This is a genomic window from Pseudomonas sp. R3-57, from assembly GCF_051132065.1.
Lineage (GTDB): Bacteria > Pseudomonadota > Gammaproteobacteria > Pseudomonadales > Pseudomonadaceae > Aquipseudomonas.
Map to the genome: position 1 here is coordinate 3,321,158 of NZ_CP071655.1, position 25,184 is coordinate 3,346,341.

A 25,184-nucleotide genomic window follows, 5' to 3' on the forward strand; every position below is an offset into this window, starting at 1 on the left:
CTCGCGATAGCGCCAGATCGTCCGCCGAAAATCTCAACTCAGAGACAGACTAACTTTACCTTGACTAATCCTCACTCATTAATTCCTTATTTTTCAACCCCTTAGCAGATTGGCACAAATCTCGCTAACACCTCTCCACACCCGTTCCACCCACAAAAATAACAATTCTGGAGAGACACACCATGAGTGTGATCATTGCCTTGGCAGCCCTCGCGTTGCTGATGCTGGCTGCCTACCGTGGCTACAGCGTTATCCTCTTCGCCCCGATTGCCGCGCTCGGCGCGGTCCTGCTCACCGATCCATCCGCCGTTGCGCCTGCCTTCACCGGGGTGTTCATGGAGAAAATGGTCGGCTTCATCAAACTGTATTTTCCGGTGTTCCTGCTCGGCGCCGTGTTCGGCAAGCTGATCGAGCTGTCGGGGTTCTCCCGTTCGATCGTCGCCGCGGCGATTCGCCTGCTCGGCACTCGCCAAGCGATGCTGGTGATCGTGCTGGTTTGCGCGCTGCTTACCTATGGCGGCGTGTCGTTGTTCGTGGTGGTGTTTGCGGTGTATCCGTTCGCCGCCGAGATGTTCCGCCAGAGCAATATCCCCAAACGGCTGATTCCGGCGACCATCGCCCTCGGTGCGTTTTCCTTCACCATGGACGCTCTGCCCGGCACCCCGCAGATTCAGAACATCATCCCCAGCACGTTCTTCAACACCACCGCATGGGCCGCGCCGTGGCTGGGTGTGATTGGCACGATTTTCGTGTTCTGCGCCGGCATGCTGTTTCTTCAGGGCCAGCGCAACAAGGCCCAGCGCGCCGGTGAGGGCTATGGCACCGAGCTGCGCAACGAGCCGGAAACCGCCGAAGATCTGAAACTGCCCAACCCGTGGATTGCATTGTCGCCGCTGCTCGCGGTAGGCATCATGAACCTGCTGTTCACCCAGTGGATTCCGCAGTGGTACGGCAAGACCCACAGCCTTGCGCTGCCGGGCATGGCCACGCCGGTCACCACCGAGATTGCCAAGCTCACGGCAATCTGGGCGGTACAGGCGGCGTTGCTGGTCGGCATTCTGATGGTGCTGGCGTTCGGCTTTCAGGCGATTCGCAGCAAACTCGCCGAAGGCAGCAAGAGTGCGGTCAGCGGCGCACTGCTGGCGGCGATGAACACCGCGTCCGAATACGGTTTCGGCGCAGTGATCGCCTCGTTGCCGGGTTTTCTGGTACTGGCGGACTGGCTCAAGCAAATCCCCAATCCATTGGTCAACGAAGCCATCACCGTGACGCTGCTGGCCGGGATCACCGGCTCGGCATCGGGCGGCATGAGCATTGCCCTGGCGGCGATGTCCGAGCAGTTCATCAGCGCGGCCAACGCTGCGAACATTCCGCTGGAAGTGCTGCACCGCGTGGCTGCCATGGCCAGCGGTGGCATGGACACCCTGCCGCACAACGGCGCGGTGATCACCCTGCTGGCGGTGACCGGACTGACCCACCGCGAAGCCTATAAAGACATTTTCTGTATTACGCTGATCAAGACCCTGGCGGTTTTCGTAGTGATCGGTACTTTCTACGCCACTGGCATTGTGTGAGGTATTCATGACGACTCTTTCCGGCAAGACCGCGCTGGTTACCGGTTCCACCAGCGGTATCGGCCTGGGTATTGCGCTGAGCCTGGCCAAGGCTGGCGCCGATCTGATTCTCAACGGTTTTGGCGATGCGTCGCAGGTCATCGCAGAAGTTGGCCAGTTCGGCGGCAAGGTTGGCCATCATCCGGCCGATGTCAGCGATCCGGCGCAGATCGCCGAGATGATCGCCTACGCCGAGCGCGAGTTCGGCGGCGTGGATATCCTGGTCAACAATGCCGGCATTCAGCATGTCGCGGCGGTGGAAGAGTTTCCGATCGAGCGCTGGGATTCGATCATTGCCATCAACCTGTCCTCGGTGTTCCACAGCACCCGCCTGAGCCTGCCGGGCATGCGCAGCAACAACTGGGGGCGGATCATCAATATCGCCTCAGTGCACGGCCAGGTCGGTTCGACCGGCAAAGCCGCGTATGTGGCCGCCAAACACGGCGTGATCGGCCTGACCAAGGTGGTCGGCCTGGAAACCGCGACCTGCAACGTCACCTGCAACGCCATCTGCCCCGGTTGGGTGCTGACGCCGCTGGTGCAAAAGCAGATCGATGATCGTGCGGCCAAGGGTGTCGATCCACAGCAGGCGCAACATGATCTGCTGGCCGAAAAGCAACCGTCGCTGGAGTTCGTCACGCCGCAGCATCTGGGCGAACTGGTGTTGTTTCTGTGCAGCGAGGCTGGCAGTCAGGTGCGTGGCGCGGCGTGGAATATCGATGGCGGCTGGCTCGCGCAATAAATGCTTGCTCCCACCGGTAGCCCCGGCAATTCAATAAAAAGAGGCAAGCAATGTCCGACATCCTCTGGCAACCCGACGCCAACCGTATCGCCCAATCACGCATGGATGCGTTTCGCCGTGCCATCAATCAGCGCCATGATCTGAACATCGGCGACTACCCTGCCCTGCACCAATGGAGCATCGAGCAGCGAGCGGATTTCTGGCAGGCGCTTGTCGATTGTTTCGATATCCGCTTTCACACCCAGCCCGACGCGGTAATGCGTGAAGGCGCGCAGATGCCCAGCGCCGAATGGTTTCCCGGCGCGACCCTGAACTTCGCCGAACACCTGCTGCGCCGCCGCGACGACGCCGTGGCGGTGATCAGCGTCGCGGAGAACGGCCAGCGCGAGCAATTGACCTGGGCCGAACTGGCCGAGCACGTCGCCGGTTTTCAAGCGAGCCTGCAGGCGGCCGGCGTGGGCCTCGGTGATCGGGTCGCGGCATGCATGCCCAATACCTGGCAAACGCTGGTGGCGATGCTCGCGACCACCAGCCTTGGGGCGATCTGGTCGTGCTCATCGCCCGACTTCGGTACCCACGGGGTCATCGATCGCTTCGGCCAGATCGAACCGAAGGTGTTGCTGACTTGCGCCGCTTACCGCTACGCCGGCAAGACTCTCGACCAGACCGACAAGATCAACGGCATCCTCGAACAGCTGCCGACGCTGAAACAATTGATCATTGTCCCTTACGCCGATCCGCAAGCGAGCATGGAGGTGTACCAGACACAGGCTGAAGTGAGTTCGTGGGAGGACTTCTACGCAGTCGGCGGCGAGGCGCATTTCGTCCCGGTGCCGTTCAACCATCCGTTGTATGTGCTGTATTCCAGCGGCACCACCGGCGTGCCGAAGTGCATCGTCCACAGTACCGGCGGTGTCTTGCTGCAACACGTCAAGGAACACGGTCTGCACTGCGATCTCGGCCCCGGCGACCGGCTGTTCTATTACACGACGTGCGGCTGGATGATGTGGAACTGGCTGGTCTCGGCACTCGCAGTCGGCAGTGCCGTAGTGCTTTACGATGGATCGCCGTTTTACCCGGACCACCAGCGCTTGCTCGACTTGATCAACGATGAGCGCATCAGCGTGTTCGGCACCAGCCCGAAATTTCTCGCCACCCTAGAAAGCAGCGGCGCCAGACCCCGTGACAGCCATGATCTGAGCAGTTTGAAAACCCTGCTGTGCACCGGCTCGGCGCTGTCGCCGCAGAGCTATGACTACGTTTACCGCGAGATCAAAAGCGATGTGTGCCTGGCGTCGATGTCCGGTGGCACCGATATCGTCTCGTGCTTCGTCAACGGCAATCCGCTGTCGGCGGTACGGCGCGGTGAAATCATGGGCAAGAGCTTGGGCATGGCGGTCGAGGTGTGGAACGACGCCGGCCAGGCGGTGATTGACGAGAAAGGCGAACTGGTCTGCACCCGGCATTTTCCGGCCATGCCGATCGGTTTGTGGAATGACCCGGACGGGACAAAACTGCGCCAGTCGTATTTCAGCCTGTTTCCCGGTGTCTGGGCCCAGGGCGATTATGCTGAACAATCGCCGCACGGCGCGATGTTGATTCACGGGCGTTCGGATGCTGTGCTCAACCCCGGCGGCGTGCGCATCGGCACGGCGGAGATCTACCGTCAGGTCGAAAAGCTCAGCGAAGTAATGGACAGCGTCGCCATCGGCCAGCAGTGGCAGGATGACGTGCGGGTCGTGTTGTTTGTGCGATTGCGCGAAGGGCTGCAACTGGATGACGCGCTCGAACAGCGCATCCGCCAAGTGATCCGCGCCAATACCACCCCAAGGCATGTACCGGCAAAGATCGTGGCGGTCACAGACATTCCGCGCACCATCAGCGGCAAGGTTGTTGAGCTGGCAGTGCGCGATATGGTCCACGGGCGGACAGTAAAAAACACTGATGCGCTGGCCAATCCCGAAGCGCTGGAGCAATTCAGGGATCGCCGTGAGCTGACGAGCTAGTCGAAACTTGGCTCATGATCTGGATCGATACCCGCTGGTAATCAGAGTCTCTTCCACCCCGGTGCCAGAAGGGACTCTGACAGATCAGGCGTGGGGGCGGTATTCAAGCGGATTACAACCGGGCCCGCGATGGTGCCACCCCCACTGCCAGCGACGCCTGCGCGCAAGGCCTGCACATTGCTCTCGAAAACAGTGGGATCACTGGTCATTTGGCTCAGCAGCGCGGTGAGCACTGAAAGGGAGTCGGCGTTCGCCAGCGCTTTGGAGCTCGGGTGGTAAACATTGGCGGATTCGCCAGTGGGCAGACGACCCAATGCAAGGTTCAGCAGTGCAGTCACGTCCAGTTGCTGTCCCCCGGCAGCTGCACGCCCGATATCCACGGCATAGCCCACATCGTTGTTCTGCGCAGTCGCGTGGAACAGCTCATGAATCAGGCCGTCCACCACGACATCGTGGTTGAAAGCATTTTCGATGAACTGACGATTGATGCTCGGCGTGCAGATTTTAATGAACGCCGTGCTTGTTTGCCCACGGGCTTTTTTCCACTGTTGATACGCGTCCAGATCAAATTCGGCGATGCTGTTGGTGTGCTTGTTCTCATCCAGAAGAATATTGCTCATGGACAAGCCTGCGATATCCGCTCGTATCAACCGCAGAATGTCTACTGTCGTGCTCACGGCCTCGCTGGAGTTATTGCCCAGCAGCATTTTGATTAGAGACTCGCGTGCAGATTTGTGCCTGGAACCGGTCATAACGGTCAGCGCGTTGTCGACCTTGATCTGCATTCGCGGCAGGCTTTGCTCCACAAATTTTTGCGTATAAATCAAAGGCATTGTCTTGGCGGCGTGAGGGAAACGCCCGGCTGTGACTAGATTGAAGTTGCTCAGTTTCGGCCCCCACGGACGACCCCGACGATCCAGGGCGTACCATTGAAAATTCTTGCGCCCTGCCAGCACGGTGAGCGTACGTGTGCTGGTGCTTATCGGACGCCAGGTGCCGTGCCCGGTTGACAAGGTGTCTGCCGCACGTATCAGGCTCGGGCCTTTGGTTACGCCGTGCAATGTGTCCAGTTGCGATTTGGCCAGACCGAGAAGTTCCAGGGTGGATTTGCTGAATCGCAGGGCGCCATTATGTACAAATTTGCCCAAGCCATAGAGTGCCGTCGGCACCCCGTCAACCGGGTTGAAGAGCGAAACGGAAGACGTCACCACCAGTTTCGCCACGCGTGCGGCTTTGTTGGCTGCCGATATCGATTTGGCTGAAATACTCAGCACCTTTGCACCGGCCCCGAAGAACGCCCCGCCCAACGAAATAGCGTCCATCATGCAACCGTAGATGCCGTCTGCTACCCGATTGTGTTCGCCACTGGCGATATCTTCGATGCATTTCTTGAACGGCACCACCAGATCGATGATGTAAGTAGCGATCTTTTCGCCTTTCTCGCGCTCTTTCTCGAGTTCGGTCTGCTCGCTGGCGGCGGCCAGCAGTTCGTCGAACTTTACCAGCGGATGGCTGCTCACAATAAACTCGGCGAGCCGGGAAACGCCAGGATTATTAAAATTTCGATAAGCGCTGTTTCCCAGCCGTTGCGAGTTGGCTGCAGCTTGCAACTCGGCCAGTTTTTCTGGCACCGCCCGGCCATCTCCCCGCCCTTCTGTTGACGACTCGCCGTGCAAATATTTATGAACGTCGATCTTCAGATGTTCTTTCAATACCGGTTTTCTCAATGCCTTGGGATTTCCATTGAAATCGATTCTTGCAGGCTCATCAAAATAGCCGGTTTTGCCAAGATAATTACCAAGCCAGTTATTTTTCTTCAATTCCCCGCGCATCGTGAACAGTTCGTACGACGTAGTCTTGCCGCCCTCAGACGCACATAACAGCAGGCCAAATCGCCCGGTCACCGCGTCTCTGGACTCGCGTGTTTCCACGTTGGCTTTCGAAGTGTAATTCGGAATAAACAGGGCGGAGTATTTTTCGGTATGAATATAACTTGCATCTTCCCGGAAGGTAAAAAGCGTCACTTTTCCGCTCATGAACATTTGCAAATCATCACAGGGCATTTGTGACAAAGCATGCTTGACAGTTGCGACAAGTGGTCGGTTTATACTTTCCAGATACGTGCGAACCTGCCGCTCGAGTTCTTCTTTAACTGAACGCAGACGTCGCAGTCGGGGGAACTCCTCATAAATGCTTTTTACCGAAGGATCATGATACTGGACGGGTTTGTAGTTAGTGACCCCGGCATGCAGGGACGGCGTTTTCGAATAAACCTGATCAGGGAATACGGCGCGTCTATCCCACTCGCCGCCTACCAGATCACCAGACATATGCAAATCAACCATAGACTCGGCTGAAGGCGATTTACCCAGTCCTGGCCGCTGGTAAAGCACCTTGTCATCGACAAAGTCACACAAAGGTGCGGCGTCTTCGATTGCTTCTTTAGCAATCAAGCGTCTGCTGGGTAGTGCCTTCGTCGGCATAAGGAAGCTGTCGGCGAATGCTTGAAACCTCAAGATTGCCCGTTCCGTAGTTTCTTTAGCCTGGCTGGCAAGTTCCGCTGAGGTAACGACACCATTGATCAGTGCCCAGTCGACAATTGGATCGATCATTGTCAGATCGCGTAGTTCGGTGTGCGCTTCGGTCAACGGCTCAAGTTCGGCATAAGCGGTGATTTCTGCATAGGTGAGTATGCGTGCGGCTCCTGGTCTGATCGACTCGACCAGCTTCACCGCGCGACTGAAGTTCATCCATTCGGTGGACCCCATCATCAGCGAGGAGGGAATGCCTTTGACTTGCAGTTCCGGCGCTACGCCGGCCAGTAGCAGATGCACGGCAACGGGGGCTAACGCAGGCGACACCCATTTTTTGCCACTGAAGAAGGTTCGCAAGTCGCTGCACACGGCTGAAGGATGCCGACTGGCATTGTTCGGCGCATAGAGTTCCTGAGCACCGATTGCCTTGCGCGACTGGACGGTGCCGATCGTTGGATCAATATCAAGCAATAATGCGGTGACCAACAGTTGAGAGAGATAGCTATCCGCCGCGGTCTCTCCCGGCTGCGATCCTAACCACTGCAGTTTTTCAAGGTAGGCGCGTGCCAACCCTTTAGCGAAAGGATGGGCAAGTACGTGGTGGGTCCAATTGGACGCATTGTCTTGGGTAACCGCAACTTGTGCCGTTTTCAGATGAAGTACATCCAATAGCTTCTCACCGGGCGCTAGCAACTGCGCAGTAGCGCGGCGAATGGCTTGGCAGTGCTCGACGGACAAGCCCAGCAGCGCATCATCCACCGGATCCAATTGAGCCCAGTAGTTACCCAATGCATCCACTGGCGGATCAAACTGCAAATAATCAATCAGATTGAGGGTCTGGGCTTTGGTTTGCGGAACAGGCAAGTTACGAAATTTAAGCCACTGGTCGATATCGACACTGCCAGCATCATAGATATAGCCGCCGGCCTTTGCGGCGATCTCACCGAGCAGCAATATATTCTTGTAAAGGTATGATGTTGGAACGATTCCATCGACGTCGACCTCTTGCCATACAGCGCTATGGTCCCTGAATAATTCTATACCACCACGACCATTTACCCTGACGAGATCTATACCTATCGCTCGCTGCCGGCGAAGTTCACTTTCCAGTTTTGCGTTATTGTAAAGTTTCTTCCAAAACAGGCGACCCGGATTATAGATCTCGAACAGCGACGAACCGTCCTTGACGTCTACGCGGTAGCCCTGCCAACCGTAAAACTCATCATCACCCTGCTCCTCAACTCCGTCCAGCAGTTGCTCGAGCACCTCTTTTCGTTCTTCTTCATCACGCGCCTCCCGAACTTGTTGCTGCGCATATGCAGCGCCATAAAGCTTGAATGATTTGCCAATCTTGTTTGCAGACATCAATAACTCTCATAATTATTTAACGCGCTCAATCAGCGCCGACGGAGTATCGAGCCTTACTCCAAAGAATAGCCAACTGATATTTATGAGAATATATTTAGCGCGTTAATTTATTTAACGCGTCATTCCACCAACCCCCACTCGCCACTGCTCGAAGGTCTGACATCTTTTTCCATATGCAGTTTTATTCGCAGTTTCACATTAGTTGATGAGTCAGCATTTTTCAGCGCTTCCTCTTCGCTGATTGCGCCCTCTGCCAGCAATTCAAAAATGGCCTGATCAAATGTCTTCATGCCCATTTCCGGTGACTTTTCCATAATGTTTTTGAGTTCGCCAAGTTCATTACGACGGATCAGGTCGGCCACCGTCGCTGAGCCCAACAATACTTCAACCGCCGCCCTGCGCTGCCCTTCCAGCGTACGCAGCAGACGTTGCGAAACAACCGCCTTCATCTGGTTGCCTAATGTCTGCAACAACTGCGGCCGCCGCTCTTCAGGAAACATATTGATGATCCGGTCCAGCGCCTGGTTGGCATTGGTCGCGTGCAACGTCGACAACACCAGATGCCCGGTATCGGCGAACGTCAACGCATGCTCCATGGTCTCGCGATCGCGGATTTCGCCGATCAGCACGACGTCAGGGGCCTGACGCAGGGTATTTTTCAACGCAGCGTGGAAGCTACGCGTATCGACGCCCACTTCACGTTGATTGACGATCGAGCGCTGATGCCGATGGATGTACTCGATCGGGTCTTCGATGGTGATGATGTGCCCGGTACTATGGCGGTTGCGATGATCGATGAGTGCAGCCAGCGAGGTCGATTTGCCTGAATTGGTCGCGCCGACGAACAGAATCAGCCCGTGCTTGAGCATGATGGTTTCGAGCAGCACTGGCGGTAGTTTCAGATCGGCGAACCGCGGGATATCAAGTTTGACGTTGCGTATGACGATCGACACGTCGTTGCGCTGCTTGAAAATGTTCACTCGAAAGCGGCCGATGCCCGTTCGGGAGATTGCCAGATTCATTTCCAGATCCCGGTCGAACTCCCGTTGCTGCTCGGCGTCCATCAATGAGGCAGCGATGGCGGCGGTATCGCCGAGTTTGAACGGCTGATCACCCAACGGGACGAGCACGCCGTCGATCCGCGCGCTGGGCGGCGCACCTGTGGAAAGAAACAGGTCTGAGCCGTTTTTATTGGACAAAATTGCTAACAGTGCATCGATTTCCATGGCAAAAATCACCCGCGAAGCATTCAATGAACAGAAATTGGCCTGCACCTGACGCACGCCTGTTTGCAACAATGATAGACGCCGCCTCACCGAACCATGCTCAGGACCGATGTAATGAACGCTGTACCGATTCCCGATGATGCCCAGGCACTGCTCACCCGCACCGACTGGAGTCGCGGCCCGTTGGGCGCTGCCGAAAGCTGGCCGCAGAGCCTGCGCACTGCGGTCGACATCGTCATTCACTCGCCCATGCCCATGGTGTTGCTGTGGGGCCCGGAGCTCACGCAGATCTACAACAACGGTTTTGCCATGCTTGCTGGGCAGAAGCATCCGCAGGCTTTCGGGCAGCCGGCGCATGAGGTCTGGCCGGAGCTTCGCGACTTTACTGACCCGATTTACTCCGCCGTCCTGCAAGGCCAGGTGCGCACCTACAGCGAACGGCGGTTTACCTTGCAGCGTGACGGCAAGGACAGCGACTTCTGGCTCGATCTGACCTACAGCCCGATTCGCGACGAATCCGCGCAAGTCGCCGGGATTCTCGTAACCGCCATTGAAACCAATGAACGTCGGCGCGTGGCGCTGGAGTTGCAGCGTCGCTCCGAAGAAAGCCTGCAGGCACAACGTGAAACCGAAGAGCGCCTGCAACTGGCCCTCGCTGCCACCGACGCGGTCGGCACCTGGGACTGGAATATCGGCGAAGACCGCTTTATCGCCGACGCGCATTTCGCCCAGTTGCACGGGGTCGATCCCGCGCAGGCCCGGCAATTGCCGATCAGCGACTACCTGCAAGGCGTGCACCCCGAAGACCGCGCCATGGTCGCGCGCAGCATCAAACACTGCATCACCCACGGCACCGAATACGCCGAGGAATATCGCCTGCTCCAACGTGACGGCGAGGTGCGCCGGGTGTTTGCGCGCGGGCGCTGCTACAAGGATCACCATGGCCGGCCGACGCGGTTCCTCGGCGCGGCGCTGGACCTGACCGAACGCAAGCAGACTGAACAGGCATTGCGTCAGAGTCAGACCGAGCTGCAACTGATCATCAACGCCATGCCGATTCTGATCAGCTACGTTGATCGCGAAGAGCGCTTTCGCTTGAACAACGCGGCTTATCTGGATTGGTACGGCCTCACGCCACAGGAGCTGTACGGGCGCACGATCCGCGAGGTAATTGGTGAGGAGGCGTATTTCCTGCGCCTGCCGTACATTGCCGAAGCGCTGGCCGGCCGGCCGTGTTCCTTCAGCCTGTACACGCCGCACCGCGACGGCAGCAGCCGCCACGCATTGATGAATTATCTGCCGCGTTATGGCGCCGACGGTGCGGTCAACGGTTTCTACATCTTTGTGATCGACGAGACCGAGCGCAAGAAAACCGAAGAAGCCCTGCGCAATCTCAACGAAACCCTGGAAGAACGCGTCAGTGCCCGCACCGAGCAACTGGCCCTGGCCAATCAGCGTTTGCAGAGCGAAATGTTCGAGCGCGAGCGCGCTGAAGATGCGTTGCGCCATGCGCAGAAAATGGAAGCGGTCGGTCAGCTCACCGGTGGCATCGCTCACGACTTCAACAACATGCTCACCGGGATCATCGGCAGTCTCGATCTGATGCAGCGCTACATTGCCAACGGCCGGGCCGACGAGATCGGCCGGTTTACCGAAGCGGCGGTGTCTTCGGCCAATCGCGCAGCGGCACTGACCCACCGTTTGCTCGCGTTTTCGCGGCGCCAATCGCTGGACCGCAAAACCCTCGACGTCAATGTGCTGGTGCTATCGCTGGAGGATCTGATCCGGCGGACCAAGGGCGATCCGATCGAACTCAAACTGCAACTGGCCGACGATGTGTGGCCGGTCAGCACCGACGTCAGCCAACTGGAAAATGCTCTGCTCAATCTGGTCATCAACGCCCGCGATGCCATGCCGGATGGTGGCGAGCTGTTGATCGAAACCGCCAACGTCTATCTCGACGGCACTGACATCACCACGCTGGAACCAGTGAAGGCTGGCGATTATCTGATGCTCGCAGTCAGCGATAACGGCACCGGCATGACGCCCTCGGTACGCTCGAAGGCCTTCGATCCGTTCTTTACCACCAAGCCGATCGGCCAGGGTACCGGCCTCGGTTTGTCGATGATTTATGGTTTTGCCCAGCAATCAGGCGGGCATGTCAGCCTCGACAGTTTGCCGGGCCAGGGTACATCGGTGCGTTTGTATCTGCCGCGCCTGCACGGCGTCGAAGCGCAGCAAGCCACGCAACTGGCCGTTGAACAAACGCCGACCATCGCCACCGGTGAAACCGTGATGGTGGTCGAAGACGATCCGGCGGTGCGCATGCTGGTGCTCGATCTGCTCCGGGAATTGGGTTATCAGACCTACGAAGCCGTCGACGCGAAGACCGCCCTGCCCCTGCTTGAGTCCAGCCGGCGCGTCGACCTGCTGGTTACCGACGTCGGTCTGCCGGGCATGAACGGTCGGCAATTGGCGGAGATTGCCCGTCAGCATCGGCCGGGCCTGAAGGTGCTGTTCATGACCGGCTACGCGCAGAAAGCCGCCGAGCGTCAGGGCTTTCTTGAGGACGGCATGGACATGGTCGCCAAACCGTTCGCGGTCGAACTACTGGCCAGCAAGATCCGCACGATGACCAGCCAAACCCTGTGACTTGAGGCATAATCCGCGCCCCGCCGTCACCCCGTTATCAGGACCGCCCGATGAAAGCCCAAGCCCGCCACATTCTGGTGAAAACCGTCGAAGAGGCCGAACAGCTCAAACAACGCATCGCCAAGGGTGAGGCGTTCGATGTGCTGGCGAAGAAATTTTCCACCTGCCCGTCCGGCAAACGCGGCGGCGACCTGGGCGAAGTGCGACCGGGGCAGATGGTCGGTGCGATTGATGCGGTGATCTTCAAGAAGCCCCTGCGCACGGTGCATGGGCCGATCAAGAGCAAGTTTGGTTATCACCTGGTGCAGGTGTTTTACCGGGATTAGTGAGTTGGCTTGCGGGCCTCTTCGCGAGCAGGCTCGCTCCCACAGGGGATCGTATTTAAAATGTGGGAGCGAGCCTGCTCGCGATCGATTGCCCAGCAAGCGGCCATTCAACAACTATTTCGGAATCAAAGCCCCCGGCACCTGTATCACCCGGCTCGCCAACAGATGACCGGCTTGCGCTGCCTCTGCGGGACTGCCACCGGACAAGCGACTGGCCAAATAAGCCGCACTGAACGAATCCCCCGCCGCGGTGGTATCCACCACTGTCTCGACCTTCTGCGCCGGCACTTCGAACGCCGCACCCTCGCAGCGAATCAGACAAGCCTCGGCCCCACGCTTGAGCACCACCTCCGGCGTACCGATCTGCGCATACGCCGCAAACACTTCATCGCAGTCGGGGAAGCCGAACAGCGCCTGCTCGTCATCCACCGTCAATAGCGCCAGATCAACGTGAGGCAAAATACTGCGATACGCCGCTCGCGCGTCCTCAACTGAAGCCCACAGCCGCGGCCGGTAGTTGTTGTCGAAGACGATCCGTGCATCGTTTTGCCGCGCATTGATCAAGGTTTCGATCAGTCTCTCCCGGCCCTTTGCACCGAGTACAGCGAGGGTAATTCCGCTGAAATACAGCACGTCATAATCGGGCAACGCCGCCAGCACCGGTTCGGCGGCCGGTGTGGTGAAGCACTCGCGGACGGCGGCTTCGTTGCGCCAATAAAGGAAACGTCGCTCACCGTTGGCGTCGGTCTGAATGCAATACAAACCGGGCAAACGGCCAGGCAGGCGCTGGACCAGATCGAGGCCAATGCCTTCGTTTGCCCAGATCTGGCACATGGCGTCACTGAAACTGTCATCGCCCAATGCGGTGACGTAGTCGACTTTGGCCTGATCGCCCATGGCGCGGGACAGATACACCGCGGTGTTCAGCGTATCGCCGCCGAAGCTTTGCTGCAGGCTGCCATCGGCGCGCTGCTGCAGCTCGATCATGCATTCGCCGATCAGGGCGATGCGCGGGGTGTTTGGGCCCAGGGGGCTTAAGGTGTTCATTTCAGGGGGTCTCTGATGGTTCGGTGGTGGCTGTGCCGCCGTCATCGCGAGCAGGCTCGCTCCCACATTTGGAATACGATCCCTGTGGGAGCGAGCCTGCTCGCGAATAGCCGCAACGCGGTCTGGAGCCCTAGAAACAAGTCTCCATGCTCTCGATCACCGTCAGTTGTTCATCCACCAACAAGCCCACCCGCCATTTGTCGAACGTCAGGCACGGGTGCGACGTGCCAAAGGAAATGATATCGCCCACGCGCAGTTCCACGCCCGGCGCCACCGTCATGAACGCATGCTGATCCATCACCGCAGTCACTTTGCAGGCACTCACGTCATCGCCCGCGCCTGGCACGGCGCCGGCCTTGTAGCGCAGCAATGGCACCGGCAAACCGGCGTCGAACGCCACATCACGCTTGCCCAGTGCGATCACCGCGAAACCCGCTTCCGGCAATGACTGCACATGCGCCCAGACTTCCAGCGCCGGGCGCAAGCCTTCGTGCAGATCGCTGCGCCGGTCGAGGACGCAGCACTGCGCATCCTTGTAGATGCCGTGGTCATGGGCGACGTAACTGCCCGGACGCAGCACGCTGAGAAAGCGCCCGGCGGCGTTTTGCGTCTCGAACGATTCGGCAATCAAGTCGTACCACGCCGAGCCAGACGCAGTGATGATCGGCTTGGCAACGGCAAAACCGCCGCTGTCCTGCAACTGCACCGCCAGGCGGACCAACGAGGCGGCGAACTCGCGAATGCCGCTCACCGCGTGGTCGCCATGGATCACCCCTTCGTATCCTTCGATGCCGGTCAGGGCCAGCGCCGGTTGGGCGTTGATCGCCTTGGCCAGTTCGATGACTTCCTGCTCGCTGCGGCAACCGCAACGTCCGCCGACGACGCCGTATTCGATCATCACGTTGAGCTTGAGCCCGCGCGAGGCAAAGTACGCGCCGAGGTCAGCGACGTTATCCGGGTGATCGACCATGCAATGGAATTCGAATGCCGGATCGGCGAGCAAGTCGGCGATCAGCGCCATGTTCGGGGTGCCGACCAGTTGGTTGGCCATCAGCACCCGGCGCACGCCATGGGCATAGGCGGCGCAGGTCTGGGTCGCGCTGGCGAGGGTGATGCCCCACGCACCGGCATCGAGCTGACGTTTGAACAACGCCGGGGTCATGCTGGTTTTGCCGTGGGGCGCCAGTTCGGCGCCGCTGTCGCTGACGAATTTCTGCATCCAGCGAATGTTGTGCTCCAGTGCCTGGCGGTGCAGCACCAGCGCGGGCAGGCTGACATCGCGCACCAGCTGCGCGCCGATGGCCGCGTCGCCCTTTTGCACAGCATGATTGTTGGCAGTCGTCATGGTCGAACTCCTCGTTGTCGCGGCCGCAGGCAGCCGCGTTTATTCGTTTATGCGCCGGGCGAGGCTGTTGGCGCTCTCTATCAGTACCCGGCGATAGTCGTCGTAATGGGTTTTCGCGTCGGCCCGGGGCGCGACGATGCACAAGGTACAAATCACTACGCCGTGCGGGTCTTTGACCGGCGCGGCGAAGCAATGGGTGAAGGTGTCGGCGACGCTGTCGAAGGAGAAGAAACCGTCAATGCCGGCCTGACGGATCTCCGCCAGAAAGCGCTCCAGCGGCAGACGTTCGCCGTCGGGCAGGATGTAGTCGTCTTCGTCGATCAGGTCGATGATCTGCTGGTCGCTCAGGTGCGCCAGCAGCAGGCGCCCGGAAGCTGTCCACGGGATCGGCGCGTTCTCGCCGATGTCGGAGGAAATGCGGAAATGCCGCTCGCCCTCCTTCATCAACGCCACCGTGTATTTGCGCCCGTTGAGCAGGCACATCTGCGCGGTTTCGCGGGTCTGGCGGACGATCTCCTGCAAGGCGTGATCGGCTTCGCGACTGAGGTCGAAATGGCGCAGATGCGCCTGGCCGAGAAAGTACAACTGCCGGCCCAGGTAGACATGACCGTCCTTGCCCACCGGCTCGAGAATGCGCCGTTCGAGTAACGAGGCAACCAGTTCGTAGACCGTGGATTTCGGGCTGCCGATGCCGTTGGCGATGTCGTTCGGGCGCAGCGGCTGGCCGATTTCCTTGAGAAAATCGAGGATATCGAACGCCCGGTCCAGACCGCGAGCCCGGCGCTTGATGGTGTCTTCGGTCATATCAGTGGTTCCCATTCAAAGTCGCCGGGAGTTTACCGCTAATGATCGTTCCCACGCTCTGCGTGGGAATGCAGCCGGGGACGCTCTGCGTCCCATTGGAACGCGGAGCGTCCCTTGAGGCATTCCCACGCAGAGCGTGGGAACGATCGGTGTGGTTCAGGCCTTTTTCCTGTACGCGATACAGTCAATCTCAACCTTGCAATCGACCATCATGCTCGCCTGCACACAAGCCCGCGCCGGGGCGTGCTCGGGTTTGAAATATTCGCCGAAGACTTTGTTGAAGCTGCTGAAATCCCGCGGGTCATCCAGCCACACACCGACCCGCACTACATCCTCCAGGCCATAACCAGCCTCTTCGAGAATCGCGATCAGGTTCTTCATGGTCTGGTGAGTCTGTTCGACGATGCCGCCAACAATGATCTCGCCCTCGACCGCTGGCACCTGGCCGGAGACGTGCAGCCAGCCATCCGCTTCGACTGCACGCGCGAAGGGACGCGGCTGACCGCCGGCGGCGGTGCTGCCGGTGCCATAACGAGTAATGCTCATGGGTGTTTCTCCTGATTACAAAACAAAAAATTAGAACCGCGTGCTTTTCAAGAATTCGGCCAGACGCGGTGACTGCGGACGTTCAAACAGTTCCTTGGGAGGCCCCTGCTCTTCGATTCGCCCCTGATTCATGAAAACGATCTTGTCCGAGACCTCGAAGGCGAAACGCATTTCGTGGGTCACCAGCAGCATGGTCATGCCGTCTTCGGCCAGGCCCTTGATCACATTGAGCACTTCGCCGACCAGCTCCGGGTCGAGCGCCGAGGTGACTTCGTCGAAAAGCATCAGGCTGGGGTTCATCGCAATCGCCCGGGCAATCGCCACGCGCTGTTGCTGACCGCCGGACAACTGACCGGGAAAGTGATTGCGCCGCTCAAGCAAGCCGACGCGCTCCAGCCATTTCTCGGCGAGGACCACGGCTTCGTCCTTGGGCATTTTCTTCACCTTGAGCAAGCCCAGGGTGACGTTCTGCAATGCGGTCAGATGCGGGAACAAGTTGAACTGCTGAAACGCCATGCCGGTCATCGCACGATGGCGGGCGATGACTTTTTCCGCATGACGCACGCGCTTGCCGTTGACCTCGTCATAGCCGATGGATTCACCGTCGAGCAGAATCTGCCCGCCCTGAAATTCCTCGAGCATGTTCACGCAGCGCAGCAGCGTGGTCTTGCCCGAACCGCTGGAGCCGATCAGCGTTACGACGTTGCCGCGCTGCATGCTCAGGTCGACACCTTTGAGCACTTCGACCGCGCCGTACTGTTTGTGCAGGCCGCGAATGTCCAGCAGCGCCTGATTCTGTGGGGAAACTTGAGCTTGAGTCATGGCAGGGCCACCCGCTTTTCAATGTGCCGGCCGAGTAATTCGATGCCGAAGTTGATGACGAAGAACAGAAAACCGGCAAACAGATAGAACTCCAGGGTCATGAAATTCCGCGCGATGACCTGCTGCGTGCTGAGCAGCAATTCAGCCACACCGATCACCGAGAGCAAGGTCGAGGCCTTGACGATTTCCGTGGACGAGTTGACCCAGGTTGGCAAAATCTGCCGCAATGCCTGCGGCAACAGCACGTAACCGAGGGATTGGTAAAACGTCAGGCCGATGGCTTTGCCCGCTTCCATCTGCCCGCGTGGCAACGCTTGCAGCGCGCCGCGGACAATCTCGGCGACGTGCGAGCCGCAAAACAGCGTCAGGCCCAAGGCGCCGGCCTGAAACGCGCTGATCTGCCAACCCAGCGCCGGCGCCATGTAGAAGCAGGCCAGCACCAATACAAACACCGGTGTGCCGCGAATCAGATCGACGTAAAAGCGAAACGGCGCACGCATCCAGAAGCGCCCGTACGTCAGCACCAACCCGGCAACAACGCCGAGCAAGGTGCCGAGCAGGATCGCCAGCGCCGACACTTGCACACTGGTCAGAAAACCTTGCAAGAGCGGCTCGCGAGCGACCCACAATTCATGCAACCAGCTAGGTGATTCGTACATCGCAGCCTCCTATCGGCGGATCGCCAGACGCTGCTCGAGGTACCGCAGCAGCATGGCAATGAGGTAACAGGCCGCGACATACAACGCCGTGGTCACCAGCCAGGTTTCGATCACCCGGTAGCTTTCGACGTTGATCTTGCGCGCGTAGTAAGTCAGCTCCGGCACCGCAATCGCAGCGGCCAGCGAGGTGTCCTTGAACAGCGAAATGAAATTGTTCGACAGTGCCGGCAAAACATTGCGCAGCATCACCGGCACGGTGACGTAGGCCTTGACCTGCCACTCGCCCAACCCGATCGCCAGCCCGGCTTCACGCTGCCCTTTGGGAATGCTCAGCAAGCCACCGCGGAAGACTTCAGTCAGGTACGCACCGGCGTACAACGACAGCGTGATGATGAACGAGGGAATCTTGTCCAGCCGGATGCCCAGGCTCGGCAAGGCAAAGTAGATCAACAGAATCAACACCAGAATCGGCGTATTGCGTACCACCGTGACGTACACCGAGGCCAGCACCCGCAAGGCGCGATGCTTCGACAACAAGGCAAACGCCATCAGCAGGCCGATCACGCAACCGATGGCGATCGACACCAGCGCCAGTTGCAGGCCCAGACCGAGCCCCGCCAGCAAGGTGTCGAAGTCGCGCCACACGGCGGCAAAGTTCAACTGATAGTTCATGGTCAGCAGTACCTTGAGCGAGGCGACGGCAATCGCCCCGCTCTCACGGGATCATTTGAATTCGACAGGGAAACCGATCGCCGGCGACGGCAGATCGACGCCGAACCATTGCTTGAACGACGCGGCGTAGGTCGGGAATTCAACGCCGGTCATGGCTTCATGCAACGCGGTATTGACGAAGTTCAACCAGTCCTGATCGCCGCGTTTGACGGCGCAGGCGTAGGTCTGCGGGCTCCAGGCGTATGCCGGGCTGCGATAGCGGCCAGGGTTCTGCACCATCAGGTATTTGACCGAAGACTGGTCGGTGGCAGCCGCGTCGGCACGGCCGGAGTTCACTGCCTGATACATCAGATCGACGCTGTCGTACTGATCGACCTTGGCCTTGGGCAAGGCCTGATGCACCAGTTCTTCGCCGTAGACGTTTTGCAGCACAGCAACGGTGACGTCGTCGCCCGCCGCTTGCAGGTCTTCGATTTCCTTGTACTTGCTGTTGTTCGGCAACAACAGGCCAACACCTTCACGGTAATACGGGAGAGTAAACGCCACTTGCTGCGCACGGCTGGCGGTGACGGTGATGAACTGGCAGCTCATGTCGACCTTGTCGGTGAGCAGATTGGGAATCCGCGCATCGGACGACTGCACGACGAACTCGACCTTGCTCGGGTCATTGAACAGCCCTTTGGCCACCATCCTGGCGATATCGATATCGAAGCCCTGCAACTTGCCGTCCGCACCCTGAAAGTGCCACGGCGCATTGGTGCTGCCAGTGCCGACAATCAATTTGCCGCGGGCCAGGACACTGTCGAGCTTGCTCTCGGCAGCCTGGGCCAGGCCCATCACGGTTGATGAAGCTGCAAGAACGAAAACACACGCTTTGAACAACGAAGGACGGCGATGCATGGCAAGCACTCCAGAATGGTGTTTATTCCGCTATACCGGAACACGGTTTGTTACTACGGAATAGACAGCAGAAAGTGTGCCACAGCCTTGATCAGAAATCTGCGCGGGTTTTAAAGGTTTTTAGAATCAAAGAGATGCAATGAAAATATTGCTTGAGGGTGGCGAGTTGAAGGGAGCGGTTGCGCTACCGAATGCTACTGCAGGCGGGTATCTGGTTCCCAAATGGGATGGGGTTGGGCGAATACGGTGCGTTTGATAATCAGGCGTTGTTTGAAGGGCACCTGTAATTTCTGACAGTAGACGTCATCACACACCCTCCTTTAACGTCGCCAGACCTCACCGTCGTTGAAAAGGAGGCCTTCGATGAGCGCATCCACCCCTGCGGCAACGCTGGCACCGGTTTATCGCAAAGCCCTGAAAACCTGGCGCCCGGTCATCCTGTATTTTGCCAACGAGCACTGCCCCGCGTGCGAATGGGCCGGGCCGATCTTTCGACAGACCGCTGAACCCTACCGCCACCGTGCCAACGTGTACATGCTCGACACCAGCCAGTCCCCGCGCCATCCGTTAGTCACCGGCACACCCACCGTGTTGTTTTACAAGGATGGCAAGTTGCTGAAAAAGCTGAAGGGCATCGGAACCGAAGAGACGCTTGCAAAGGACTTTGCCCGGCACGTCGGCAAGACCAAGGCGCCAGCCGCAGCGGCGCGTAAGCCTGAGCATGATCTGGCCTGGTTGCGCCGGGCGCTGCGGTCGTTGTGTATGGTTAATCGTGCCCGTCACCGGCTGATCGGGTAAGCGGGAAGCTCACTCGCGCCGAACAGCACTGACAAACGTGCACACGAACCGGGATTGGACAACTGCCCATCCGGCTGCTTTGCTCTTGAGCGAACACGCAGCGCTACAGCCCTTCAGGCGCGTGGCCGCTGCCATCAAAACAAGCAGCAGGACGAGCATGTTCGAAAGCATAGAAGCGCAGGCCTTGAAGGAAAGCGCGTCGGCGCCGTTGAGAAGCGAGTTTCTTCAGCGCGAATTCGAGCGACTGAAACCCTTTAGCGTGCTGATTTACGTGGTCAGCATTTTCATGTGGCTGTTGTTCGACCTGATCGTCAGTTTCATGGGCGGACAAGGCTTCACCTGGCGCTCGATGGTGTTTCTTGGGGCCTTCGGTGTTTTGACCCTGGCCCTCGCGTTTACTCGCAAAGCCGCGCACTTTGATGTGCTCACCGTGTTGTTGGTCGTGGGCCTGACGGTCGGCGTGCGAATGATCGTCGACGGCCTGCCGCCTGCGGTGCACAGTTCGTGGCTGATGCTCGCCGCTGCGAGCCTGCTGTACAGCGTTTCGGTGTTGCCGTTGCGGCGCTGGGCGTTTTTTGCCGTGCAGGTGGTTATCTGGCTGTTGCTTAACCCGTTCCTCGGTACTAGCACCGAACTGGGCGAACTGCGCGGCGTACTGACCGCCTGCTACAGCGTGTTCCTCTGCGCGCTGACCCTGTACGCGTTTTTGAAATTTCGCGAGGCGCGGTTTAGCAACTACATCATGTCCAGGTTGCTGCTGGAACAGGCGTACAACGACCCACTGACGCAAATTCCCAACCGTCGCGCGTTCATGACGCACGCGCAACAGCGTCTGCAAGCGATTCCACGCGAATACGACCACTTTCTGATGATGATCGACATCGACAATTTCAAGAAGGTCAACGACACCTTCGGCCATGACATCGGTGACGAAGTGCTCAAACGCGTCGCTGCCGATATCAAAACCGTGATGGCTGAATTCGACTACGCGCGCCTGGGTGGTGAAGAGTTTGCGATCTATCTGGCGGCCGTGCGCCGCGAAGATGCTGCCGGGCTTGCCACTGAGCTGTGCCGTTTGGTCCGTGAACAGCCTGCCGAGCACCCGGTCACCATCAGCATCGGCATAACCCGGGTCGAGGATGGTGACACGTTGAATCAGGCGTTGATCAAGGCTGATGCGGCGTTGTATGAGTCCAAGCACACCGGCAAGGACCGGTACACCTTTCATTCATGACAGCTGCGTCGCCTGACCGATCGCCATGGCTGGCAGGCCAGTTCCGACAAGGTGCGTGCGGCATTCGATTTGCCGCAAACACAAAACCTGTGGGAGCCAGCCTGCTGGCGATGCCTGAGGGTCAGGCAATGACCAGCGCAATCATGCAGCCGCGCGCTCCAACAACACTCGCGTCACCCGTCGCTCTTCCACCGCCTTCACCGTCAATTGCCAGCCTTCATATGCCAGCCGGTCACCCTTCATCGGCAAGCGATCCAGCAGACTCATCACCAACCCGGCCATGGTTTGATAATCCTCGGTCGGCTCGGCAGCGAACCCGGTGCGCTGGCGCACGCGGGCCAGCGGTAATGCGCCGCTGACCAGATAGCCGCCCTGCTCCTCCAGCACGTCCGGGCCTTCGATTTCGCTGGCATCGGGCAACTCACCGGCAATCGATTCCAGAATGTCGGTCATGGTCAGCACACCGACGAAATCACCAAATTCGTTGACCACAAACGCAATGTGCGTCGAGGCCGCGCGCATCTGTTCCAGCGCGTTGAGGATCGAATAGCTGTCGAGCAGGTTGACAGTCTGGCGAGCCAGTTGCTCCAGGTTTGGCTCGGCGCCGGCCAGATAATCCTTGAGCAATTCCTTCTTGTGCACAAAGCCCAACGGTTCATCCACCGCACCGTCGCGAATCAATGGCAAGCGCGAGTAGGACGAATGCATCAACTTCGTACGAATCGTTTCCGCGTCGTCAGCCAGATCGATGGCGTCGACATCGGCGCGGACCGTCATCAACTGGCGAATCGGTCGCTCGGCCAGTTGCAGCACGCCACTGATCATCACCCGCTCGCGACGGTCGAACAGCTCGGCACTCGGCGCGTCACCGTTATCGAGCAGGTCGGAGATTTCTTCACCGACCTCTTCCGCAGCCAGGGTGCGACCGCCGAGCAAGCGCAACACCGCATGGGCCGTGCGCTCACGCAACGGGCGCACACCCTGCATCGAGCGTTTGCGGCGCGCCCGGGAAATCTGGTTGAACACCTCGATCAGGATCGAGAAACCGATGGCCGCGTACAGGTAACCCTTCGGAATATGGAAGCCCAGACCTTCAGCGGTCAGGGCGAAACCGATCATCATCAAAAAGCCCAGGCACAGCATGATCACCGTCGGGTGCGCATTGACGAAGCGGGTCAGCGGCTTGCTGGCGACGATCATCAGGCCGATGGAAATGATCACCGCGATCATCATCACCGCCAGTTCATCGACCATGCCCACCGCCGTAATCACCGCATCGAGGGAGAACACCGCGTCCAGCACCACGATCTGCGCAACGATCGGCCAGAACAGCGCGTACGCCGCGTTGGTGGTGCGCTCGCCGACATGGCCCTCCAGCCGCTCGTGCAATTCCATGGTGGCCTTGAACAGCAGGAACACACCACCGAACAGCATGATCAGATCACGCCCGGAGAAGCTTTTGCCGAACACTTCGAACAGTGGCTGCGTCAGCGTGACCAGCCAGGAAATGCTCGCCAGCAGGCCCAGACGCATGATCAGTGCCAGCGACAGGCCGATGATTCGCGCACGGTCGCGCTGATGCGGCGGCAGTTTGTCCGCCAGAATCGCAATGAACACCAGGTTGTCGATACCCAGCACCAGTTCCAGCACGATCAATGTCAACAAGCCCAGCCAGGCCGTGGGATCCGCTAACCATTCCATAAAACGTCTCGATCTCTCTCAGTGAATTCAGGCTGCCGGACACGACAAAGCGCAACGCAAAGGCTCTAGAGCCGCATTGGCAAAGATAGTCGGAAGTCGAAAAACCGGATGCTGCGCGAGCACCGAGACCGCGCCGTGGCGCGAGGAGGCGGGATAACTGGGGGGCTCCGAGAGGGTGTTCATGCAAATCCTGAATGAAAAATGGCCTTGGAGCGTACAGCCTCAAGACACATTTTCCCCAGTGGCAAATCATTTCAAGATCTGTACGGATGAGCTGAAGACAGCTGCGTTCGCGAGCAGGCTCGCCAAGCGATCGTCAACGCTCAGCCAGCTCATCGATGTGCCGATAATCAGTCCCCAGCGCTTCGGCGATTGCCTGCGCCCGGCCCAGGCGAATTGGTCCACGCTCGATATCGACCAGCAATCCCGGGCAATCCAGCACCGGCAGCCCGGAACATTGTTTCAAGCGCCCGTCGGTTACCACCAGCAATCGCTGCTGTTCGGCAGGGAAACGCTTGCGCCGTTGCACCAGCCACTGCTGCGCCTGCAACAGCGCCGCAAGCAACGGCGTGCCACCACCCGCCCCCAACGCTTGCAGCCACGCTTGCAGACCACTGGACGCTTTGAGTCCCTGCACTTGCCATTTCGGCGTCGAACCACTGGCGGTCAACAAAGCGAGCCGGGCGCGTTGGCGGTAGGCGTCGTCGAACAACTGCGCGAGCAGACCTTTGGCATCGCTCAAGGCCTGATGGCGTCGCGTCGAAGCGGAGGCGTCGACAATCACCAGCCACAACTCGAGCGGCGAGCGGGTGCGCAGTTGAAACAGCAGATCTTCGCGCAGTCGTGGCCGTCCGTTTATCAGCGTGCCCGGCCAGTTCACCGAGCCATTCCTCGCGCTGTGGCGCTTGCCTTGGCGTCCGTTGTCGAGCCGTCCGGCGCGGGGTCTGGCATTCGCCCCCGCGTCGGATCGGGGGCGAATGCCTAGGGCTTTTTTGGCCAGACGGGCACTTCTCGTCGAGTGCCGGTGGCAAGCGCCGGTGCCGGCATATCGCCCCACTGGCCCTGCCCTTCGCTCGCGGTGCTTTGCGTCTGTTTGGGCGACTGTGGCGGTTGTTGTGGCTGTTGCTGCTGTTGCGGGCTCGGCGGGGCCGACGGTTCGCGACGTCGATGGCGCAGGGCAAACTCGGCCACGGCGTCAATATCTTCCTCGCCAATCTGCGTCGCCCCACGCCATGCCGCGTGCGCGCGGGCTGCGCGCAACCACACCAGATCGGCGCGTAAGCCATCCACGCCGGCGGCGAAACAGCGCTCGGTAATCTGCGCCAGCGCGGCATCGTCCAGTTCGATGCCGGTCAATGCGATGCGCGCATGCTCACAGCGCTCACGCAGGCTTTGTTGCGCGGTGGCCCATTGCGCACAAAAGGCCTGCGGATCGCTGTCGAAATCCAGCCGTCGACGAATGATCTGGCCGCGCTCGGTCGGTTGCGTATGGCCGCTGAGCGCGACGTTCAGACCAAAGCGGTCGAGCAGCTGCGGGCGCAACTCGCCTTCTTCCGGGTTCATCGTGCCGATCAGGACAAATTTCGCCGAATGACGATGGGAAATCCCGTCACGTTCAATCAGGTTGGTGCCGCTGGCGGCGACGTCGAGCAGTAGATCGACCAAGTGATCAGGCAGCAGATTGACTTCATCGACATAGAGCACGCCGCCATCAGCCTTGGCCAGCACACCGGGGGAAAACTGCGCGCGACCGTCACTCAGGGCGGCATCGAGGTCGAGGGTGCCGACCAGACGCTCCTCAGTCGCGCCCAGTGGCAAGGTGACGAACTGGCCGCTGGCGAGAAGGTCCGCAAGGCCACGGGCCAGGGTCGATTTGGCCATGCCGCGCGGGCCTTCGATCAGCACGCCGCCGATTTTCGGATCGATGGCGGTGAGGCACAGGGCGAGCTTGAGGTCATCGGCGCCGACCACGGCGGAGAGGGGGAAATGCGGGGTGTCGGTCATGTGTGGGTTCTCTGGCGTGGTCGTTGGTGGTCTTCAATGTTCTGGTGTGTCAGGTAAAGCCCCTCACCCTAGCCCTCTCCCGGAGGAGAGGGGACTGATTGGGATGATCTCTCGATTTGCGCCGATCTGATATTGCGAGTCGAACACACGCCTCGAACAAGACCAGATCGGCTCCCTCTCCCTCC

General features: G+C 59.3%; 20 protein-coding genes. 7 read left to right on the top strand and 13 right to left on the bottom strand.

Translation table 11 applies throughout. The annotated features are described in order from the left end of the window. Positions 1-182 precede the first annotated feature (182 nt). From J3P93_RS14985 to J3P93_RS14995, 3 genes are read left to right on the top strand one after another with little or no spacing between them, the layout of a single operon-like run. Positions 183-1,574 (top strand): GntP family permease, encoded by a 1,392-nt coding sequence (locus J3P93_RS14985; protein ID WP_434589122.1) that lies wholly within the window; start codon positions 183-185, stop codon positions 1,572-1,574. A 7-nt stretch (positions 1,575-1,581) separates the two neighbouring features. Then, complete coding sequence (gene hbdH / locus J3P93_RS14990; protein ID WP_434589124.1) at positions 1,582-2,355, top strand: 3-hydroxybutyrate dehydrogenase; 774 nt, start codon at positions 1,582-1,584, stop codon at positions 2,353-2,355. A gap of 50 nt (positions 2,356-2,405) precedes the next feature. Next, positions 2,406-4,361: an acetoacetate--CoA ligase gene (locus tag J3P93_RS14995; RefSeq protein WP_434589126.1), complete on the top strand. Its 1,956-nt coding sequence runs from the start codon at positions 2,406-2,408 to the stop codon at positions 4,359-4,361. 41 nt (positions 4,362-4,402) lie between these two features. Here J3P93_RS14995 and J3P93_RS15000 read toward each other — a convergent pair whose 3' ends face one another. Next, positions 4,403-8,260 carry a hypothetical protein gene (locus J3P93_RS15000; protein WP_434589128.1) on the bottom strand — a complete coding sequence of 1,286 codons (3,858 nt, stop codon included), beginning with the start codon at positions 8,258-8,260 and terminating at the stop codon, positions 4,403-4,405. Between the two features lie 122 nt (positions 8,261-8,382). Beyond that, complete coding sequence (locus J3P93_RS15005) at positions 8,383-9,489, bottom strand: PilT/PilU family type 4a pilus ATPase (protein WP_434598391.1); 1,107 nt, start codon at positions 9,487-9,489, stop codon at positions 8,383-8,385. Between the two features lie 114 nt (positions 9,490-9,603). On the opposite strand from J3P93_RS15005, the gene J3P93_RS15010 reads away from it, so the two are divergent. Both J3P93_RS15010 and J3P93_RS15015 read left to right on the top strand, forming a co-directional pair. Beyond that, positions 9,604-12,141, top strand: coding sequence for a PAS domain S-box protein (locus J3P93_RS15010; RefSeq protein ID WP_434589130.1), 2,538 nt, complete (start codon positions 9,604-9,606; stop codon positions 12,139-12,141). A gap of 50 nt (positions 12,142-12,191) precedes the next feature. Further along, on the top strand, positions 12,192-12,467 hold the full coding sequence (locus J3P93_RS15015; RefSeq protein WP_434589132.1) for a peptidylprolyl isomerase: 276 nt from the start codon (positions 12,192-12,194) through the stop codon (positions 12,465-12,467). Positions 12,468-12,581: 114 nt separating this feature from the next. Here J3P93_RS15015 and J3P93_RS15020 read toward each other — a convergent pair whose 3' ends face one another. The 8 genes from J3P93_RS15020 to J3P93_RS15055 form a co-directional block, all read right to left on the bottom strand. After that, on the bottom strand, positions 12,582-13,514 hold the full coding sequence (locus J3P93_RS15020) for a sugar kinase (RefSeq protein ID WP_434589134.1): 933 nt from the start codon (positions 13,512-13,514) through the stop codon (positions 12,582-12,584). Between the two features lie 130 nt (positions 13,515-13,644). Then, positions 13,645-14,859, bottom strand: coding sequence for an amino acid deaminase (locus J3P93_RS15025; protein WP_434589136.1), 1,215 nt, complete (start codon positions 14,857-14,859; stop codon positions 13,645-13,647). Positions 14,860-14,898: 39 nt separating this feature from the next. After that, a complete protein-coding gene (locus tag J3P93_RS15030) occupies positions 14,899-15,663 on the bottom strand; it encodes an IclR family transcriptional regulator (protein ID WP_434598394.1) in 765 nt (254 codons plus the stop codon). A gap of 156 nt (positions 15,664-15,819) precedes the next feature. Continuing rightward, entirely contained in the window at positions 15,820-16,209 is a 390-nt protein-coding gene (locus tag J3P93_RS15035; RefSeq protein WP_090283235.1) for a RidA family protein, read from the bottom strand. 30 nt (positions 16,210-16,239) lie between these two features. After that, on the bottom strand, positions 16,240-17,031 hold the full coding sequence (locus tag J3P93_RS15040; RefSeq protein ID WP_434589138.1) for an amino acid ABC transporter ATP-binding protein: 792 nt from the start codon (positions 17,029-17,031) through the stop codon (positions 16,240-16,242). Then, positions 17,028-17,690: an amino acid ABC transporter permease gene (locus J3P93_RS15045; protein ID WP_434589140.1), complete on the bottom strand. Its 663-nt coding sequence runs from the start codon at positions 17,688-17,690 to the stop codon at positions 17,028-17,030. Before J3P93_RS15045 ends, J3P93_RS15040 begins: the two co-directional genes overlap by 4 nt. 9 nt (positions 17,691-17,699) lie before the next feature. Further along, on the bottom strand, positions 17,700-18,362 hold the full coding sequence (locus tag J3P93_RS15050) for an amino acid ABC transporter permease (protein WP_024012746.1): 663 nt from the start codon (positions 18,360-18,362) through the stop codon (positions 17,700-17,702). 51 nt (positions 18,363-18,413) lie between these two features. Beyond that, a complete protein-coding gene (locus J3P93_RS15055) occupies positions 18,414-19,262 on the bottom strand; it encodes a transporter substrate-binding domain-containing protein (protein WP_434589143.1) in 849 nt (282 codons plus the stop codon). 363 nt (positions 19,263-19,625) lie between these two features. Here J3P93_RS15055 and J3P93_RS15060 point away from each other — a divergent pair, with 363 nt between their 5' ends. Together J3P93_RS15060 and J3P93_RS15065 are read left to right on the top strand one after the other, a co-directional pair. Further along, positions 19,626-20,060 (top strand): thioredoxin domain-containing protein, encoded by a 435-nt coding sequence (locus J3P93_RS15060; RefSeq protein ID WP_434589145.1) that lies wholly within the window; start codon positions 19,626-19,628, stop codon positions 20,058-20,060. 157 nt (positions 20,061-20,217) lie between these two features. Next, complete coding sequence (locus J3P93_RS15065; protein ID WP_434589147.1) at positions 20,218-21,294, top strand: diguanylate cyclase domain-containing protein; 1,077 nt, start codon at positions 20,218-20,220, stop codon at positions 21,292-21,294. A gap of 141 nt (positions 21,295-21,435) precedes the next feature. On the opposite strand, the gene J3P93_RS15070 is transcribed toward J3P93_RS15065, so the two are convergent. The 3 genes from J3P93_RS15070 to J3P93_RS15080 form a co-directional block, all read right to left on the bottom strand. Then, positions 21,436-22,995 (bottom strand): TerC family protein, encoded by a 1,560-nt coding sequence (locus J3P93_RS15070; RefSeq protein WP_434589149.1) that lies wholly within the window; start codon positions 22,993-22,995, stop codon positions 21,436-21,438. Between the two features lie 316 nt (positions 22,996-23,311). After that, entirely contained in the window at positions 23,312-23,995 is a 684-nt protein-coding gene (locus tag J3P93_RS15075) for a vWA domain-containing protein (protein WP_434598396.1), read from the bottom strand. After that, positions 23,977-24,999, bottom strand: a complete 1,023-nt coding sequence (locus J3P93_RS15080; protein WP_434589151.1) for an ATP-binding protein — start codon at positions 24,997-24,999, stop codon at positions 23,977-23,979. Before J3P93_RS15080 ends, J3P93_RS15075 begins: the two co-directional genes overlap by 19 nt. Between the last annotated feature and the right edge of the window lie 185 nt (positions 25,000-25,184).